Origin of the sequence: Paenirhodobacter populi, from assembly GCF_004022215.1 — a bacterium.
GTDB lineage: Bacteria > Pseudomonadota > Alphaproteobacteria > Rhodobacterales > Rhodobacteraceae > Rhodobacter > Rhodobacter populi.
Window position 1 is genome coordinate 20,318 of the sequence record NZ_SAUZ01000017.1, and the last position, 16,721, is coordinate 37,038.

Annotated in this window: 13 protein-coding genes; 10 read left to right on the plus strand and 3 right to left on the minus strand. The window is 66.7% G+C overall.

What is annotated here, in order from left to right; translation table 11 throughout:
* Positions 1 to 163 precede the first annotated feature (163 nt).
* Entirely contained in the window at positions 164 to 946 is a 783-nt protein-coding gene (locus tag D2T30_RS14645; RefSeq protein ID WP_128209486.1) for an IclR family transcriptional regulator, read from the minus strand.
* 97 nt (positions 947 to 1,043) lie between these two features.
* On the opposite strand from D2T30_RS14645, the gene D2T30_RS14650 reads away from it, so the two are divergent.
* The 6 genes from D2T30_RS14650 to D2T30_RS14675 all read left to right on the plus strand — a co-directional run bounded on the left by D2T30_RS14650 (position 1,044) and on the right by D2T30_RS14675 (position 8,365).
* Positions 1,044 to 3,191: a malate synthase G gene (locus D2T30_RS14650; RefSeq protein ID WP_128209487.1), complete on the plus strand. Its 2,148-nt coding sequence runs from the start codon at positions 1,044 to 1,046 to the stop codon at positions 3,189 to 3,191.
* Positions 3,192 to 3,201: 10 nt separating this feature from the next.
* Positions 3,202 to 3,627, plus strand: coding sequence for a GlcG/HbpS family heme-binding protein (locus D2T30_RS14655; RefSeq protein WP_128184833.1), 426 nt, complete (start codon positions 3,202 to 3,204; stop codon positions 3,625 to 3,627).
* A 379-nt stretch (positions 3,628 to 4,006) separates the two neighbouring features.
* The gene (gene lldP / locus D2T30_RS14660) at positions 4,007 to 5,668 is read left to right on the plus strand and encodes an L-lactate permease (protein ID WP_128209488.1); all 1,662 of its coding nucleotides are present in this window, start codon (positions 4,007 to 4,009) and stop codon (positions 5,666 to 5,668) included.
* Positions 5,665 to 6,453: an FCD domain-containing protein gene (locus D2T30_RS14665; RefSeq protein WP_128209489.1), complete on the plus strand. Its 789-nt coding sequence runs from the start codon at positions 5,665 to 5,667 to the stop codon at positions 6,451 to 6,453. Before lldP ends, D2T30_RS14665 begins: the two co-directional genes overlap by 4 nt.
* A 10-nt stretch (positions 6,454 to 6,463) precedes the next feature.
* Complete coding sequence (gene lldD, locus D2T30_RS14670; RefSeq protein WP_128209490.1) at positions 6,464 to 7,597, plus strand: FMN-dependent L-lactate dehydrogenase LldD; 1,134 nt, start codon at positions 6,464 to 6,466, stop codon at positions 7,595 to 7,597.
* A gap of 60 nt (positions 7,598 to 7,657) precedes the next feature.
* Complete coding sequence (locus D2T30_RS14675; protein ID WP_128209491.1) at positions 7,658 to 8,365, plus strand: hypothetical protein; 708 nt, start codon at positions 7,658 to 7,660, stop codon at positions 8,363 to 8,365.
* Between the two features lie 124 nt (positions 8,366 to 8,489).
* Here the strand turns inward: D2T30_RS14675 and D2T30_RS14680 are convergent, their stop codons facing one another.
* A complete protein-coding gene (locus D2T30_RS14680) occupies positions 8,490 to 10,244 on the minus strand; it encodes a glucan ABC transporter ATP-binding protein/ permease (protein WP_206612977.1) in 1,755 nt (584 codons plus the stop codon).
* Positions 10,245 to 10,601: 357 nt separating this feature from the next.
* On the opposite strand from D2T30_RS14680, the gene D2T30_RS14685 reads away from it, so the two are divergent.
* The 4 genes from D2T30_RS14685 (at position 10,602) to D2T30_RS14700 (ending at position 14,889) form a co-directional block, all read left to right on the plus strand.
* Positions 10,602 to 11,900, plus strand: coding sequence for a D-amino acid dehydrogenase (locus D2T30_RS14685; protein ID WP_128209492.1), 1,299 nt, complete (start codon positions 10,602 to 10,604; stop codon positions 11,898 to 11,900).
* Between the two features lie 146 nt (positions 11,901 to 12,046).
* Positions 12,047 to 13,063, plus strand: coding sequence for a TRAP transporter substrate-binding protein (locus tag D2T30_RS14690; RefSeq protein ID WP_128209493.1), 1,017 nt, complete (start codon positions 12,047 to 12,049; stop codon positions 13,061 to 13,063).
* Positions 13,060 to 13,596, plus strand: coding sequence for a TRAP transporter small permease (locus D2T30_RS14695; protein ID WP_241648255.1), 537 nt, complete (start codon positions 13,060 to 13,062; stop codon positions 13,594 to 13,596). Before D2T30_RS14690 ends, D2T30_RS14695 begins: the two co-directional genes overlap by 4 nt.
* Before the next feature lie 12 nt (positions 13,597 to 13,608).
* Positions 13,609 to 14,889 carry a TRAP transporter large permease gene (locus tag D2T30_RS14700; RefSeq protein ID WP_128209494.1) on the plus strand — a complete coding sequence of 427 codons (1,281 nt, stop codon included), beginning with the start codon at positions 13,609 to 13,611 and terminating at the stop codon, positions 14,887 to 14,889.
* 108 nt (positions 14,890 to 14,997) lie between these two features.
* Here D2T30_RS14700 and D2T30_RS14705 read toward each other — a convergent pair whose 3' ends face one another.
* Positions 14,998 to 16,578 (minus strand): gamma-glutamyltransferase family protein, encoded by a 1,581-nt coding sequence (locus tag D2T30_RS14705; RefSeq protein WP_128209495.1) that lies wholly within the window; start codon positions 16,576 to 16,578, stop codon positions 14,998 to 15,000.
* Positions 16,579 to 16,721 lie beyond the last annotated feature (143 nt).

Below are 16,721 nucleotides of genomic sequence, written 5' to 3' on the forward strand. Positions count from 1 at the left end.
CCGCGATATCAGCGGTTCGGAGTCCGGGTGCGTTTCCGGCCGCATCCGGTCGCGCAGACGGACAGGTCGCAAGGGGGCCAGCCCCCTCGGCGCAAGCGCCTCACCCCCGGGATATTTATGGAAACACGAAAAGGGGTTTGTTTCGGAATTCCTGAGGTCCGGCCTATGCGTTTCCCGCCGAGACGGTGCCGCCAAGCACGCCGGTCAGCGCCCGCGCCTGATCGCGCACCTTTTCGCCGAGTGCGGCCATATCCGCCTCGCCCAGCCGGGCGGCGAGGGCCGAGACCGACAGCGCCCCCACCGGATCCCCCGCCGGCGACCAGACCACGGCGGCGACGCAGCGCATGCCGATGGTGAATTCCTCGTTGTCGAAAGCATAGCCGCGGGCGCGGATCAGGGCGATTTCCTGCCAGACGGCCTCGGGCGAATGCAGGCTGTGGCGGGTCATCGGGCGCAGGGGATGGCGGGCCAGCAATTCCTCGATCGCCGCATCGGGCCAGGTGGCGACGATCGCCTTGCCCATGCCGGAATTCATCACCGGGGCGCGGCCGCCGGGGGGAGCGATCGCGCGGATGATCTCGCGGCTTTCGACCTGGGCCACGGTAATGACTTCGCCGTCTTCGAGCACGCCGAGGTTGGCGGTCTCGCGGCTCATGTCGCGCAGGCGGCGCAGGTAGGGCGTGGCGGCGGCGATGAAGCTTTGCCAGCGGGTATAGGCGACGCCGACGACAAAGGCCTTGCGCCCGATGTGCCAATGCGTCTTCGCCGGGTCGAACTGCGCGAAGCCCCGCTGTTCCAGCGTCGTCAGCAGCCGGTGCGTGGTCGAGGGCGCCAGCCCGACCTCGCGCGCGATATCTGACAAACGCACGCCGTCGGGATGGATGGCGAGCGTTTCCAGCAATTGAAGGGCCCTGTCGACGGCCTGAACGGTTCCGGTCTTTTCCATTCCGCGATTGGTATTCCGTATCGTGGAAAAGTCAAACGCCAAACTGGAACTGCGCCCGCCCCTGCGCCTAACTGTTCCGCAAATGAGGAGAAAAGAGATGACGGATCGTGTCTCGCGTGCGGGGCTGGCGGTGGCGCCGGTCCTTGCGGATTTCGTGGAACAAAAACTGCTGCCCGGTCTGCCGGTGACGGCGGAGGCCTTCTGGACGGGCTATGCGGGCCTCCTGCGCGACCTCGCGCCGGAGAACCGCGCGCTGCTGGCGGAACGGGACGATCTGCAAAAGCGGATCGACGACTGGCTGACGGCGCATCGCGGCAAGGACTGGGACAATGCCGAATGGCAGTCCTTCCTGCGCGAGATCGGCTATCTGCTGCCCGAAGGGCCGGATTTCAAGGTCGAGACCGGGCCGAGCGACCCGGAGATTTCCGCCGTCGCCGGGCCGCAGCTTGTCGTGCCGGTGATGAACGCGCGCTTCGCGCTGAACGCGACGAATGCGCGGTGGGGATCGCTGTATGACGCGCTTTACGGCACCGATGCTCTGCCGGGACAGGCCGAGGGGCCGGGCTATGACGCGGCGCGGGGGGCGCAGGCGGTGGCCTGGGCAGCGGATTTCCTTGACCAGTCGGTGCCGCTGGCCGAAGGCTCGCACAAGGATGTGACGGATTACCGGGTCGAGGGTGGCAAGGTGGTCGCCACCTTGGGCGACGCGGAAACCGGGCTGACGGATCCCGACTGGTTCGTCGGCTTCTCGGGCGAGGGTGACCAGCGGTCGATCCTGCTGCGCCAGAACGGGCTGCATATCGAACTGGTCTTCGATCCCGCGCATCCGGTCGGCAAGGCTTCGGCCTCGGGCCTGCGCGATGTGGTGCTGGAAGCGGCGCTGACCGCCATTCAGGACTGCGAGGATTCGATCGCCGCCGTGGACGCCGAGGACAAAGTGGCGGCCTACACCAACTGGCTGGGCCTGATGAAGGGCGATCTGGTCGAGACCTTCGAGAAGGGCGGCAAGTCCCTGACCCGGCGGCTGGGCCCGGACCGCAGCTTCACCGCGCCGAATGGCGGCACGCTGACCCTGCCGGGGCGCGCGGTGCTGCTGAGCCGCAATGTCGGCCATCTGATGACGACGGATGCCGTGCTGCTCGACGGGCAGGAAACGCCCGAGGGGATGATGGATGCCATCGTCACCGTCGCCGCCGCGCTGCACGACCTGCAAAAGACCGAAGGTCCGCGCAATTCCCGCGCCGGTTCGGTCTATATCGTCAAGCCGAAGATGCATGGCCCGAAAGAGGCGGCCTTCGCCGACCGCACCTATGCGCGGGTCGAGGATATCCTCGGCCTCGCACGCGGCACGGTGAAGCTGGGCCTGATGGACGAGGAGCGCCGCACCTCGGCCAACCTGCGCGAATGTATCCGCGCGCTGAAAGGGCGGATCGTGTTCATCAACACCGGCTTCCTCGACCGCACCGGGGACGAGATCCACACCGTCATGCAGGCAGGCCCCGTGCTGCCGAAGTCGGAGATGAAGGATGCCGCCTGGCTGCCCGCCTATGAGGCCGGGAATGTCGATGCGGGTCTGGCGACGGGGCTGCGCGGCAAGGGCCAGATCGGCAAGGGCATGTGGGCGAAGCCCGACGCCATGGCCGAGATGCTGGCGACCAAGCAGGGCCATCCGCTGGCCGGCGCCACCACCGCTTGGGTGCCGAGCCCGACCGCCGCGACGCTGCACGCCGTCCACTATCATCAGGTCGACGTGCCCGCCCGGCAGGACGAACTGGCGAAACGCGAACGCGCCAGCCTCGACGCGCTGATGACCCCGCCGCTGATGGGGCCGCGCAATCTGTCGGCCGAACGCATCGCGCGGGAAATCGACCTGAACTGCCAGTCAATCCTTGGCTATGTGGTGCGGTGGGTCGATCAGGGCATCGGCTGCTCCAAGGTGCCGGACATCGACGATGTGGCGCTGATGGAGGACCGGGCGACGCTGCGGATCTCGGCCCAGTTCCTGGCGAACTGGCTGCTGCACGGGCTGATCACCGAGGAACAGATCGACGAGAGCCTGCGCCGGATGGCCATTGCGGTGGACCGGCAAAACGCCAAGGATGCGGCCTATGTCCCGATGGCGCCGGGCTATGACGGCCCGGCCTTCAAGGCGGCGCGTGCGCTCATCATCGAAGGCACGACCCAGCCCTCGGGCTATACCGAACCCCTGCTGCACGCCTGGCGGCGCGTGGCGAAGGCCCAGTGAGGAGGAAATCATGAAGACCATCACCCGACTCGACCTTGAAGACGCCCGCGTCCTGATCGCCGGGGCCGAGGCCCATGCGCGCGAGATCGGCGTGCCGATGTGCATCGCCGTGGTCGACGAAAGCGCCCAGCTCATCGCCTTTGAGCGGATGGAGGGCGGCAAGGTCACCTCGACGACCATCGCGCTCGACAAGGCGTTCACCGCCGCCGGGGCGAAGAAGGCCACGCATGAATACGGCGCATCGAGCCAGCCGGGCGCGCCCGCCTACGGCATCTTCTCGGCCATCGGCGGGCGGCTGATGGTCGTGGGCGGCGGCCTGCCCATCGCCTTCGACGGTGCGGTCGTTGGCGGCATCGGCGTGTCCTCGGGCACGCCCGCGCAGGATCAGGCCGTCGCGCAGGCCGGGATCGACCACTGGCTGGCACAGCAGAAGTAACACAGACCACTACCACTCGCGATCAGCGGCGCCCGGGTCAATCCGGGCGCCGTTTCGCGTTCCGGCGGCGCTGATTCGGGCGATCCGGGCGGCGCAAGGGGGCGCGACCATCCGCCGCAGTCCGATCCGGCGAAACCTGAGCGCAAGAAAATTACGTCGCCCGACAAGATGACGTAAAGTCATAACTCACGGAATCTTGAGCGGCGGCCCTGTAAAATCAGGGCTTTGGACGGAGCGCACGGTCCCCCATTCCGTCGTGGTCAGACCAAGCTACTGAAATTCCGCAAATAAATGTTTGACTTGGCGGGGCGCTTCGCAATCATACCCCGATATTGGGCCATTATGGTCCGACCATACTCTGGGAGGAGGACAGTCTCACATGACCTGGGCTCAGGATTATGTTCCTTTGGGCAATATCTGGATTTCGGCGCTGGTCGCCGCGATTCCGATCATTTTCTTTTTCGTCGCCCTCACGTTCCTTCGGCTGAAGGGATACATGGCGGGAACGATCACCGTCCTTCTGACGCTGCTGATCGCGATCCTCGTCTATCGCATGCCGGTGTCCGCGGCGCTGGCCTCCGGCGTCTACGGGTTCTTCTATGGCCTGTGGCCGATCGCGTGGATCATCGTCAGCTCGGTCTTCCTCTACAAGCTCACCGTGGCGACGGGGCAGTTCGACATCATCCGCAGCTCGATCCTCAGCGTGACCGAGGACCAGCGCCTGCAGATGCTGCTCGTCGGTTTCGCCTTCGGTGCCTTCCTTGAAGGCGCGGCGGGTTTCGGCGCGCCGGTGGCGATCACCGCGGCGCTGCTGGTGGGGCTGGGCTTCAAGCCGCTTTACGCCGCGGGGTTGTGCCTGATCGCCAACACCGCGCCGGTCGCCTTTGGCGCGATGGGGATCCCGATCATCGTCGCCGGTCAGGTCAGCAACATCGACCCGTTCCACATCGGCCAGATGGCCGGGCGTCAGCTGCCGCTTCTGTCGATCATCGTGCCGTTCTGGCTGATCATGATCATGGACGGCTGGCGCGGCGTGAAGGAAACCTGGCCCGCGATCCTTGTCTGCGGCATCACCTTCGCCACCGTCCAGTTCCTCACCGCCAACTTCATCGGCCCGGAGCTGCCCGACATCACCGCCGCCATCGCCGCGCTGATCGCCCTGCCGCTGTTCCTGCGCGTGTGGAAGCCGAAGCGCATCTTCCGCTTCGACGTCGAACGTGACGCGAGCGGCGCCGAGATCGCGCCCGTCGACACCTCGAAGACCTTCACCTCGGGCCAGATCTTCAAGGCCTGGTCGCCCTTCATCATCCTGACCGTGATGGTCACGATCTGGAGCCTCGCGCCCTTCAAGCGGCTGTTCGCCCCGAATGGCGCGATGTCGAACTGGGTTGCCTCGATCCATGTGCCGCTCCTTGACAACATCGTGCTGAAGACCCAGCCGATCGTGGCCGAGCCCACACCCTTCGCCGCCGTCTACAAGTTCGACTGGCTGTCGGCGGTGGGCACGGCGATCCTGATCGCGGCGCTGATCTCGATCGTGGTGCTGAAGGTGAAGCCCTCCAAGGCGGTCGAGGTGTTCGGCGACACGCTCAAGACCCTGATGATCCCGATCTACTCGATCGGCATGGTTCTGGCCTTCGCCTTCCTCGCCAACTATTCGGGCCTTTCGGCAACGCTGGCGCTGGCGCTGGCGCATACCGGGCACGCCTTCACCTTCTTCTCGCCGTTCCTCGGCTGGCTCGGGGTGTTCGTGACCGGCTCGGATACTTCGTCGAACGCGCTGTTCGGGGCCTTGCAGGCGACGACCGCGCACCAGATCGGCGTGCCCGACGTGCTGCTTGTCGCGGTGAACACCACCGGCGGCGTGACGGGCAAGATGATCTCGCCGCAGTCGATCGCCATCGCCTGTGCGGCGGTGGGGATCATCGGACGGGAATCCGACCTGTTCCGCTTCACGGTCAAGCACTCGCTGGCGATGTGTACGATCATCGGCATCGTCACCACGTTGCAGGCCTATGTGTTCCCCTGGATGATCCCATGACCACGGCGGAGCCACAGCCGAGACTGCGTGTGGCCGAGCGCCTCGAAAAGGAGATCGAGGCGCTCATCCCGAACAAGGGGCTGAAGCCGGGCGACCGGCTTCCGTCCGAACGGACCCTCGCGCAGACGATGAACGCCTCGCGCGCCTCGCTGCGCGAGGCGATCCGGCAGCTTGTCGCGCGCCAGATCATCGAGGTGCGCAAGACCGGCATTTTCGTCGCGCAGCCCCTGCCGCAGACCTGGGCCGAGGAAGCCATTGGCACGCCCCTCTCCGCGCTGGTCGCCGAACATGTCGGATACGGCCATGACGTGATGGAGGTGCGCACCGCGCTCGAAGGCACGGCGGCCTATTACGCGGCGCTGCGGGCGGACGATACCGCCCGGCGGCGGATCCGCGAGCGGCTGGAAGAGATGGAGGCCACCTACGGCAACGGCGACGCCCGGGAACAGGCGCGCCGCGACGCGGCCTTCCACCTCGCCATCGCCGAAGCCTCGAACAACGCCATCCTGCGCCATGTCATGTCGAGCCTGCTCGGCCTGTTGCAAAGCTCGATCTCGCAGAGCCTCGAAAAGCTCTACCTGCTGCCGCGCATGGCCGAGGGTCTCGCGCAGCAGCATCGCGCGCTATACGACGCGATCGTCGCCGGCGATGCCGAGGCGGCGCGCGGCGCCTCGGACACGCATCTGACCTTCATCGAGAATTCGATCCGGCAGATTGACGACGATCTGGCGCGCAAAGACCGTGCCCGTGCCGCCCGCGCGGCGCATATCACCTCCAGGAGTTGAGACCGTATCCATGATCATCTCGTCCATTTCCGATTACCGCGAGGCGGCGCGCCGCAGGCTGCCGCCCTTCCTGTTCCATTACATCGACGGCGGCGCCTATGCGGAATACACGCTCGGGCGCAATGTCTCGGATCTGTCGGAAATCGCCCTGCGCCAGCGGATCCTGAAGAACGTGGCGGAGCTGAGCCTTGAAACCGAGGTGCTGGGCCAGAAATTCGCCATGCCGGTGGCACTGTCGCCGGTGGGGCTGACCGGCATGTATGCCCGCCGCGGCGAGGTGCAGGCGGCGAAGGCCGCGGCGTCGCGCGGGGTGCCCTTCACCCTCTCCACCGTCTCGGTCTGCCCGATCGAGGAGGTGCAGTCCCAGTCCCCCGCGCCGATCTGGTTCCAGCTTTACGTGCTGAAGGACCGCGGCTTCATGAAGAACGCGCTCGAATGCGCGCAGGCGGCGGGGATCACCACGCTGGTCTTCACGGTGGACATGCCGGTGCCCGGCGCGCGCTACCGCGACCTGCATTCCCACATGTCGGGGGCGAATGCCAAATACTGGCAATACTGGCAGGCGGTGACGCATCCGCAATGGGCCTGGGACGTGGGCATCCACGGCAAGCCGCACGATCTGGGCAACATCTCCGCCTATCGCGGCCAGCCGACGAAGCTCGAGGATTACATCGGCTGGCTCGGGGCGAATTTCGACCCGTCGATCAGCTGGTCCGATCTGGAATGGATCCGCGAGTTCTGGAAGGGACCGATGCTGATCAAGGGCATTCTGGACGTGGAAGATGCGCGCGACGCGGTGCGTTTCGGGGCGGACGGGATTATCGTGTCGAACCACGGCGGGCGGCAGCTCGACGGGGTGCTGTCCTCGACCCGGGCGCTGCCGGCGATCGCCGATGCGGTCAAGGGCGACCTGACGATCCTTGCCGACAGCGGCGTGCGCTCGGGCCTCGACGTGGTGCGGATGATCGCGCTCGGGGCCGATGTGGCGATGATGGGGCGCGCCTTCGTCTACGCCCTCGCCACCGGGGGCGAGTCGGCGGTCGGCCATATGCTCGACCTCGTGGCGAAGGAGATGCGGGTGGCGATGGCGCTGACCGGCGCGCGCTCGATCGCGGAAATCAGTGCCGACTCGCTCGTCCGCTGACCCCTTGGCCGCCGTCCCGCCCCGTGGCAGGATGGCGGCCGGGAAACTAACGGACGCATCATGACCGCCGCGACCAGACGCTTTCGGGGACGCCCGACGGAATTCGACATCTTCGAGGGCCATGTCTCCTACAAGATCGTCCCCTTTCTGGATGGCCGGAGCGAGGAGATCCTTGCGCTGGCCGAAACCGCGGAGGGTGCGGAGGTCGAATCCGCGCTGGTCGCCTTCGGCCGCGACTGCGCGCTGACCGGGGCGCTGGCGCTGGCGGCGGCGGTGAACCGCTCGGTGATCGGCGAGGATTCCGATATCGTCTTCGCCGATGCCTGTCTGGCCGCATATTTCATCCTGACGGATCCGTTCAAGACCACGCGCAACACGCGGATCATGCTGTCCACGCATTTCCGCCGCTTCTTCGGGCAGGACATCGACTATCTGATCCTGTCCCCGGAACGCGAGATCCTGCACCTGAAACGCAAGGGCTGGCCCGCGATGGTCGCCCAACGCGATATGACACAGGAGCCGCGCGATCCGGATTTCTACGTCGATCTGCTCGCCCGGGTCAGCGCCGCCCGGCTGAACGCCAACTGGCACCCCTATGACGATCTCGAAAGCCGTCCCCCCCTGAAACCCGAGGCGCAGGAATTCTTCGACGAAAACCTCGACGCTCTGCGCCTGCGGAACTTCCCGAAGCTGACGGCATGGATAACCACCGCCCGTCAGGCACGCGCAACGCTGCAGGCGCGCGGCATCGCCTTCTGGGCGGACTAGGCCGCGGGCTCTGCCCCCGGCCGTTTGCAGCCCGCCAGATCTTTCCTGCTTTCATCTTTCCGAAAATATCCCGGGGGTGAGGCGCTTGCGCCGAGGGGGCTGGCCCCCTGACCCCGCCCGCCAATCACTCTTTCGGCGTCGTGATCGCGCCTTCGGTCACCATTCGCGCGAACAGCCCGCCCCGCCGCACCAGACTGTCGAAATCGCCCCGCTCCACGATCCGGCCCTGATCGAAGACAAGGATCAGGTCCGCATCCGCCACGGTCGACAGCCGGTGCGCGATGATCAGGGTGGTGCGGTCCGTCCGCAGCCGGTCGATGGCGCGCTTGATCCGGGCCTCGGTCACTGAATCGAGCGCCGATGTCGCCTCGTCCAGCACCAGGATCGGCGCGTTCTTCAGGATCGCGCGCGCCAGCGCCAGCCGCTGGCGTTCCCCGCCCGACAGCGATGCGCCGCGTTCGCCGATGACGAACTCATAGCCGCCCGGCTTGTGGCGGATGAAGTCATCCGCCTCGGCCAGTTTCGCGGCCTCGACGATCTCTTCCATCGTGGCCTCGGGGCGGCCGACGCGGATATTCTCGGCGATCGAGCGGTTGAACAGCCCCGCCTCCTGAAACACCGTGGCGATATTGTCGCGCAACGCTGCCAGCGTGATCGAGGGCAGGGGCCGCCCGTCGATGGAAATCGCCCCGCTGTCCGGATCGCGCAGGCGCTGCAACAGCGCAAGACAGGTGGTCTTGCCCGCCCCGGTCGCGCCGACCAGCGCCACGGTCTGGCCCGGCATCACCTCGAAGTCGATGTCGAACACGCCCTGATCGCTGTCGGGGAAGTGGTAGCTGACGTGATCGAAAACGATATGCCCCCTGGGCGGCGCGTCGAAGGGGTGCGCATCGGGGCCGTCGGCGACCTCGGCGGTGGCGTCGAGCAGGCCGAAATAGCTGCGCAGCACCGGGGTCTGCCGAAAGACATTGGTGACGAAGGACGCCAGCTGATCCAATTGCCCGACCAGCAGCCCGGCAAAGGCGCCGAAGGACACGATCTGACCCACGCTGATCTCTCCCCGCGCGGCGAAGATCGCGCCCACGGCAAAGATCACCACCATCGTCAGCGTCGCCGCCGCCCGCGTCAGCACCGTCAGCAGCCCCCACCACGTCAGCACCGGATATTGCGCCGCGAGCAGGGAGGAGGTGAGATTGCGCAGCTCGTTCATCTCCATCGCGAAGCGGCCATAGCTCTGCACCACGGTGACATTGCCCAGCACGTCGCCCACCCGGCTGTAGAGTGCGCCGGACACCCGCTCCACCACCCTCTGCCCGCTGTCGGTCTTGTGCACGACAAGGACATTGGCGGACAGATAGACGAGCCCCAGCACCAGCAGCACCACCGCCATCCGCGCATCCATCGAGAAGGCCGTGGGGATCATCAGCGCCACCCCGAACAGCGCCGTCATCTGCTGGCGCAGCGCGCCGAGCCAGATCGCGAACAGCGCATCCGTCCCCGACAGGATCGCCCGCACCACCGCCCCGGTGCCCGACCGCGCGTGATAGCTGATCGGCAGGGTGATCGCCTGCGAAAAGGCCCGGCTCAGCGCCGCCATGCGGGTGCGATGCGCCAGCCGGTCGGCGGCGATCGCCAGAACCGCGCTCGACAGGATGCCCGCCAGCCCGAACAGCGCCCACAGCCCGATCAGGCCAAAGGCGCCCGCGCCCTCGGCCAGCCGGTCCACCATGCGCCCGAACAGCACCGGCTCCGCCAGTTGCACCACCGCGACGCCGACCCCCGCCAGCGCCAGCCCCACCGCCAGTGCCTTTTCCCGCGCCAGCAGCAAAAGCGTGCGCCGATAGATTTCCAGCGTTCCCGGTTCGGCGGATGGGGTCACGATCTGTCTCCTGCGCAAGGCGGTCCGCCTGTGCTGCGGCAGCGGGCGGCAACTGTCAACGGCTGTCGCATTTCGCGGCATTTCCGTGCGCACGGCGCGTGGCCGGGCGCCGGTCCTTTGCGCAGCCGGCGTTTGCGCGCATCCTGTGACTCTGCGGCAACCCGGATCGCGGCTGAGTCTTTGCGACGCGCACCAAAATTCGACCATTTTTTGCCTCTGTCGAATAATCTGTCGCCCGATAATCCCGCACCGATGCAATCGTCGATCAATCGTGGATATGTGCGGCATCTTTGCCAAGTTCTTTCATCGCCGCCGATTATAGTGGGGCATCTCGCAATTCTTCGGCACGAGGCAGCCATGAAAGTCGTCATTCTCGGGTCGGGTGTCGTTGGCGTCACCTCGGCATGGTATCTTGCAAAGGCAGGGCATGAGGTCACGGTCATCGACCGCGAACCGGGTCCGGCGCTGGAAACGTCCTTCGCCAATGCGGGGCAGGTCAGCCCCGGCTATTCCGCCCCATGGGCCGCGCCCGGCATTCCGCTGAAGGCGCTGAAATGGATGTTCCAGAAACATGCGCCACTGGTCATCAACCTGACGCCCGACATGAAGAAGCTCGGCTGGATGGCGCGGATGCTGATGAACTGCACCGCCGAGGCCTATGCGGTCAACAAGAGCCGCATGGTCCGCATCGCCGAATATTCGCGCGACTGCCTGCGCGACATGCGCGCCGAGACGGGCATCACCTATGACGACCGGCAGCAGGGCACGTTGCAGATCTTCCGCCACGCCTATCAGGTCGAGGCAGCGGCGAAGGATATCGCCGTGCTCAAGGCCGATGGTGTGCCGTTCGAGGTTTATGACGCCGATGGCTGCGTCGCGCTGGAACCCGGCCTGAAGGCCTTCAAGGGCCAGATCGCCGGGGCGCTGCGGCTGCCGGGCGATGAAACCGGCGACTGCTTCAAATTCACCAACCGGCTGCGCGATCTGGCGATCGAAAAGGGCGTAACCTTCCGCTGGAACACCGCGATCGACGCGCTGGAAACCGAGGGCGGGCGGATCGTCGCCGCGCGCTCGGGCGCGGAACGGATCACCGCGGACGCCTTCGTCGTGGCCTTCGGCAGCTACTCGCCCATGCTGGTGAAGCCGCTTGGCATCAACCTGCCGATCTACCCGCTCAAGGGCTATTCGCTGACCGTGCCGATCACCGATTTCGACCATGCGCCGATCTCGACCGTGATGGACGAAACCTACAAGGTGGCGATCACCCGTCTGGGCGACCGGATCCGCGTCGGCGGTCTGGCGGAGATCAACGGTTTCAACCTCGACCTGACGCCCAAGCGCCGCGCGACGCTGGACAAGTCGCTGACCGATCTGTTCGGCGGGGCCTGCGATCCGGCACAGGCGCAGTTCTGGTGCGGCCTGCGCCCGATGACGCCCGACGGAACCCCGATCATCGGCCGCACCCAATACGGCAACCTGTTCCTGAACACCGGGCACGGCACGCTTGGCTGGACCATGTCGGCGGGCTCGGGCCGGGTGCTGGCGGATATCGTGTCCGGCAAGGCGACCGAGATCGACGCCACCGATCTGGGCTATGCCCGCTACCTGAAGGATCACGGCGGCCGGGTGCATCATCCGAAGCCGCAGGCCGCCTGACGGCAGCGCCCGGATATTGGGCAGCCCGGCGCGGATTTCACCGCACCGGGCATATTCCCGCCCGCAACCGATGGACCATCGTCCTGCCGTGTTCTAACAATCGGGCAACACCGCCCGAGAGGGCGCGAAGCAAGGGGACGATCGGAATGGGCAGACATATCCTTTGGGCCGGAACGGCGATCTGGCTGGGCGCGGCGGCGATGGCTTCGGCGCAGACGACGCTGACCGTGGCGAACTGGCTGCCGCCCTCGCATCCGCTGGTGTCCGAGGTGATCGTGCCCATGACCGAACAGATCGCCGAGGCGACGGGCGGGACGGTCAAGGCCACGATCCTGCCCGCACCGCTCGGCCCGCCCGGCGCGCATTTCGACTTCGCCGTGAACGGGGTCGCCGACATCACCTTTGGCGTGCAGGGCTACAACCCCGGCCGGTTCAAGACGACCAATGTGGTCGAGCTGCCCTTCCTTGGCGAAAGCGCCGAGGATATCTCGGTCGCCTACTGGCGCGTGTGGGAGAAATACCTGCAACCCGCCGGGGAATATGATCAGGTCAAGGTGCTGGCGGTGTTCAGCCACGGTCCGGGCGAGGTCTTCCTCAAGGACGGCGATCCGTCGGCGACCGACGTTCTGAAGAACCGCAAGATCCGCGTCGGCGGCGGCATCGTGCATGAGGTCGTCTCGGCACTCGGGGCCGTGCCGGTTGAGGGGCCGTCGTCCAAGGCCTATGAACTGCTCAGCCAGGGCGTCGCCGACGGGATCACCTTCCCCTATGAATCGGTCGCCTATTTCAAGCTGATCCCGCAGTTGAAAACCGCGATCTCGGTCCCCGGCGGGCTGTTCAACACCTCGTTCTACATCGTCATGAACAAGGCGAAATGGAACAGCCTGACCGAAGAGCAGCAGGCGCAGATCGACAGCGTGACCGGCGAGGCGCTGGCCCGCATGGCCGGGCAGATGTGGGACCGCGCCGATGCGGCGGGCCGCGCCGAGATGGAGGGCAAGATCGCCATCTCGCCGGCGACCGAGGACCAGATGGCCGAATGGCGCGCCGCGCTGCAACCGCTGACGGATGCGAAACTGGCCGAGGCGGCCTCGGCCGGGATCGACGCAGAGGCGGCGCATGACATGCTGGCGGCGGAAATCGCGGCCGAGGCGGCGAAGTGACCTCGGACACCGCGGACGCCAAGCCCCGCATGCCGGAGACGGACCCGTCTTCCGGCAAGCGGCCGGAGCCGGTGCCGCGCACCCTCGGGCGGCGGGTTCTGGCGGCGGTCTGCGGCACGATGCTGATGGCGATGATGGCGCTGACGGTCTGCGACGTGATCGGGCGCTATGTCTTTGCCCATCCCGTCACCGGCGCCACCGAACTGACGGAAATGATGCTGGTGGGGGTGATCTTCCTTGGCCTGCCGGCCGTCAGCCTCGACCGTGACCATGTGGCCGTCGACATCCTGACCGACCGCCTGCCCGGATGGATCCAGCCGTGGCGGGAGCTGCTGGTGTCGATCCTTTCCGCTGCCATCCTTGGCGTGATCTCGTGGCGGATCTGGATCTATGCGGGGCAGATCGCCAGCTATGGCGGGGCCACGAATTCGCTGCGCCTGCCGGTCGCGCCGCTTGGATATCTGTGCGCGACGGCGGGCGCGGTGGCGGCGGTCTTCATGGCCGTCGTCGCGCTGCGCGACCTGCGGCGCTGAACGGAGACGATCATGAATCACTGGCAGGTGGGCATTCTCGTCCTCTTGGTTCTGCTGTTCGCGGGGATGCCGATCGCCTTCGCGCTGACGCTTGTCGGGTTGGTGGGGGTGATCTCGATCATCGGGATGCAGCCGGCGCTGGCGCTGCTGGGCTCGACCTTCTTCGACAGCGGGCGGGACTATTCGCTGTCGGTGCTGCCGCTGTTCCTGATGATGGGCAATTTCGTCGTGCAATCGGGCATTGCAGGCGAGCTTTACAAGGCCGCCTACGCCTGGACGCGGCACCGCAAGGGGGGGCTCGCCTCGGCCACGGTGCTGGCCTGCGGGGCGTTTTCCTCGGTCTGCGGATCGTCGATGGCGACGGCGGCGACGATGGCGCGGATCGCGCTGCCCTCGATGCGGAAATTCGGCTACCCGGACCGGCTTTCGACCGCCTCGATCGCGGCGGGGGGGACGTTGGGGATCCTGATCCCGCCTTCGGTGATCCTCGTCTTTTACGGGATCATGACGCAGCAGGATATCGGGCGGCTGTTCCTTGCGGGGATCATTCCGGGGGTGATCGGGGTGATCGGCTACATGATCGCGGTGCGGATTTCCGTCGCGCTGTCGGGCCATGACCTGCCGGTCGAGCCGAAGCTGCCGCTGAAGGACCGGATCATGGCGCTGAAGGGCACGGCCGGGGCGATCTTGCTGTTTGTCTATGTGATGGGCGGGATCTATCTGGGCGTCTTCACCCCCACCGAAAGCGCCGGCATGGGGGCGGGCGGGGCGCTGCTCCTGCTGATCCTGTCGCGGCGCTTCAGCTGGAAGGGGCTGCTCGACGTGCTTTACGACACGATGAAGACCACCGCGATGATGTTCTTCATCCTCTTCGGCGCGCTGACATTTTCCAACTATGTCAACATGTCGGGGATGACGACCGACATTCAGGCCTTCATCGAGACATGGGGCGGCAACCGCTGGGGCGTGATCCTGATCATTCTGGCGATCTACCTTGTGCTCGGCTGCGTGTTCGAGAGCCTGTCGATGATCATGCTGACGGTGCCGGTGCTGTATCCGATCGTCGCGGCGCAGGGGTTCGACCTGATCTGGTTCGGTATCTTCGTCGTCGTGGTGACGGAGATTTCGCTGATCACCCCGCCCGTGGGGATGAATGCCTTCGTGCTGCGCTCGGTCGTGCCGGATGTGCCGATCGGCACGATCTTCCGCGGTCTCGTGCCGTTCGTGGCGATCGACCTTGTGCGGGTGGCGGTGATCATCCTGTTGCCGGGGCTGGTGCTGTTCCTGACCTGAAGGGCGCGCATGGGGAGGCGGAGGAGGGGGCCAGCCCCCTCTTTGCGCTGACGCGCAAATTCACCCCCGGGATATTTATGGAAAAACGACGGCAGGGACCGGCGCGCGTCAGTAGCCGAGCGCCATGCCGTCCTTGCGGCTGTCCGAGCCGCCTTCGAGCAGGCCGTCGGCCATGCGGATGGCTTGGCTGCCGCCGATCGGGCTTTTGACCACGACGATGCTGTGGCCGCGCGCGGCAAGGTCGGCGCGGACGGCCTCGGGCACGGTGGGTTCCACTTCGAGCACGCCGCCGTAGGCGAAGCTGCGCGGCCGGTCCATCGCCTCCTGCAGGCCGAGGCCGAGGTCGATGACCCCGGACAGGAAGGCCGCGTGGCCCGCCGCCTGATACTGCCCGCCCATGACGCCGAAGGGCATCTCGACCCGGCCGCCGCGCGTGACCATGCCGGGGATGATCGTGTGCATCGGGCGCTTGTTCGGGCCGATGGCGTTCGGGTGCCCCTCGATCAGCCGGAAGGACGCGCCGCGGCTGTGGAACAGCACCCCGGTTTCCGGGTCGAGATGCCCCGAACCGAAGCCGTGGAAGATCGAGTTGATGAAGGAGATCGCATTGCCCTCTTCGTCGACGACGCAGAGGTAGATGGTGTCCTTGTGCTCGGGCTCGTCCCAGAGCGCGGGGGCGCCGGCGCGGGTCATGTCGATGCGGGCGCGCAGGGTGGCGATGACCTCGTCCGAGAGCAGCCTTTCCGCCACGCCCCGGCAATGGTCGGGATCGCCGATCAGCGCGTCGCGGTGGTGGTAGGCGATCTTCGTCGCCTCGGCATGCAGGTGGATGCGGTCGGCCTCCGACAGGCTCGCCATGTCGAAGCCTTCGAGGATCTTCAGGATCAGCAGCGCCGCCGTGCCCTGCCCGTTGGGCGGGCATTCGTGGATGTCGTAGCCGCGGTAATTGGCGCTGACCGGCGTCACCCATTCGGCGCTTTCCTTGCCCGCGGCGAAATCCTCGGGCGTGTGCAACCCGCCAAGCGCCTGCAGCCGGGCGACCATGGCGGCGGCGTTCGGGCCTTCGTAGAAGGCGGCGGCGCCACCTTCGGCGATCTGGCGCAGGGTGCGGCCAAGGCGGGGCTGGGCGATGAGCGACCCCTCGGCCGGCACCGCGCCGCCGGGCAGGAAGACGGCGGCGGCGAATTCGTCGCCCGCCACGGTGGCCTTGCTGCCGGCCCAGTCCTGCGCGACGCGCGGCGTCACGCGGAAGCCGTCCTCGGCATAGCCGATGGCGCGGGCGAAGATGGTGGCGAGCGGCAGCGAGCCGTGATCCGCCATCAACCGGCACCAGGCCGAAATGGCGCCCGGCACGGTGACCGCATGGGGCGAGGTCTGCGGGATCGTGTCGGTCAGGCCGGCGGCCTTCAGCGCGGCGACCGTCGCGGCGGCGGGCGCCCGGCCCGAGCCGTTCAGCGCCATGACCTTGCCGCCCGCAGGCGCATAAAGCGCAAAGCAGTCGCCGCCGATCCCGGTCATCAGCGGATCCACCACCGCCTGCACGGCGACCGCCGCGATCGCCGCATCGACGGCATTGCCGCCGCGTTGCAGAACCTCAAGCCCCGCCGCCGTCGACAGCGGATGCGAGGTGGCGATCATCGCCTTGCCGGTCAGCGTCGAGGGCCGGCGGGCGGAAAAGAAGTTGAACATGGGATCTTCCCTCAGGCGTTGGTATGGCAGGTGGGCGCGGCGGTTCGCACGGATCGGCCGAGTCGTCCGGATTTTGATAGAGGATCGCCGCGCCGCAGGCAAAGGCCATGGCTCAGGCACGGGCGAAACCCGCCGGACTTGCG

Excerpts from the sequence above, each read along its gene's own strand:
- D2T30_RS14645 (WP_128209486.1), bottom strand. The coding sequence starts at position 946 with ATGGAAAAGACCGGAACCGTTCAGGCCGTCGACAGGGCCCTTCAATTG.
- D2T30_RS14650 (WP_128209487.1), top strand. The coding sequence starts at position 1,044 with ATGACGGATCGTGTCTCGCGTGCGGGGCTGGCGGTGGCGCCGGTCCTT.
- D2T30_RS14655 (WP_128184833.1), top strand. The coding sequence starts at position 3,202 with ATGAAGACCATCACCCGACTCGACCTTGAAGACGCCCGCGTCCTGATC.
- lldP (WP_128209488.1), top strand. The coding sequence starts at position 4,007 with ATGACCTGGGCTCAGGATTATGTTCCTTTGGGCAATATCTGGATTTCG.
- D2T30_RS14665 (WP_128209489.1), top strand. The coding sequence starts at position 5,665 with ATGACCACGGCGGAGCCACAGCCGAGACTGCGTGTGGCCGAGCGCCTC.
- lldD (WP_128209490.1), top strand. The coding sequence starts at position 6,464 with ATGATCATCTCGTCCATTTCCGATTACCGCGAGGCGGCGCGCCGCAGG.
- D2T30_RS14675 (WP_128209491.1), top strand. The coding sequence starts at position 7,658 with ATGACCGCCGCGACCAGACGCTTTCGGGGACGCCCGACGGAATTCGAC.
- D2T30_RS14685 (WP_128209492.1), top strand. The coding sequence starts at position 10,602 with ATGAAAGTCGTCATTCTCGGGTCGGGTGTCGTTGGCGTCACCTCGGCA.
- D2T30_RS14690 (WP_128209493.1), top strand. The coding sequence starts at position 12,047 with ATGGGCAGACATATCCTTTGGGCCGGAACGGCGATCTGGCTGGGCGCG.
- D2T30_RS14700 (WP_128209494.1), top strand. The coding sequence starts at position 13,609 with ATGAATCACTGGCAGGTGGGCATTCTCGTCCTCTTGGTTCTGCTGTTC.
- D2T30_RS14705 (WP_128209495.1), bottom strand. The coding sequence starts at position 16,578 with ATGTTCAACTTCTTTTCCGCCCGCCGGCCCTCGACGCTGACCGGCAAG.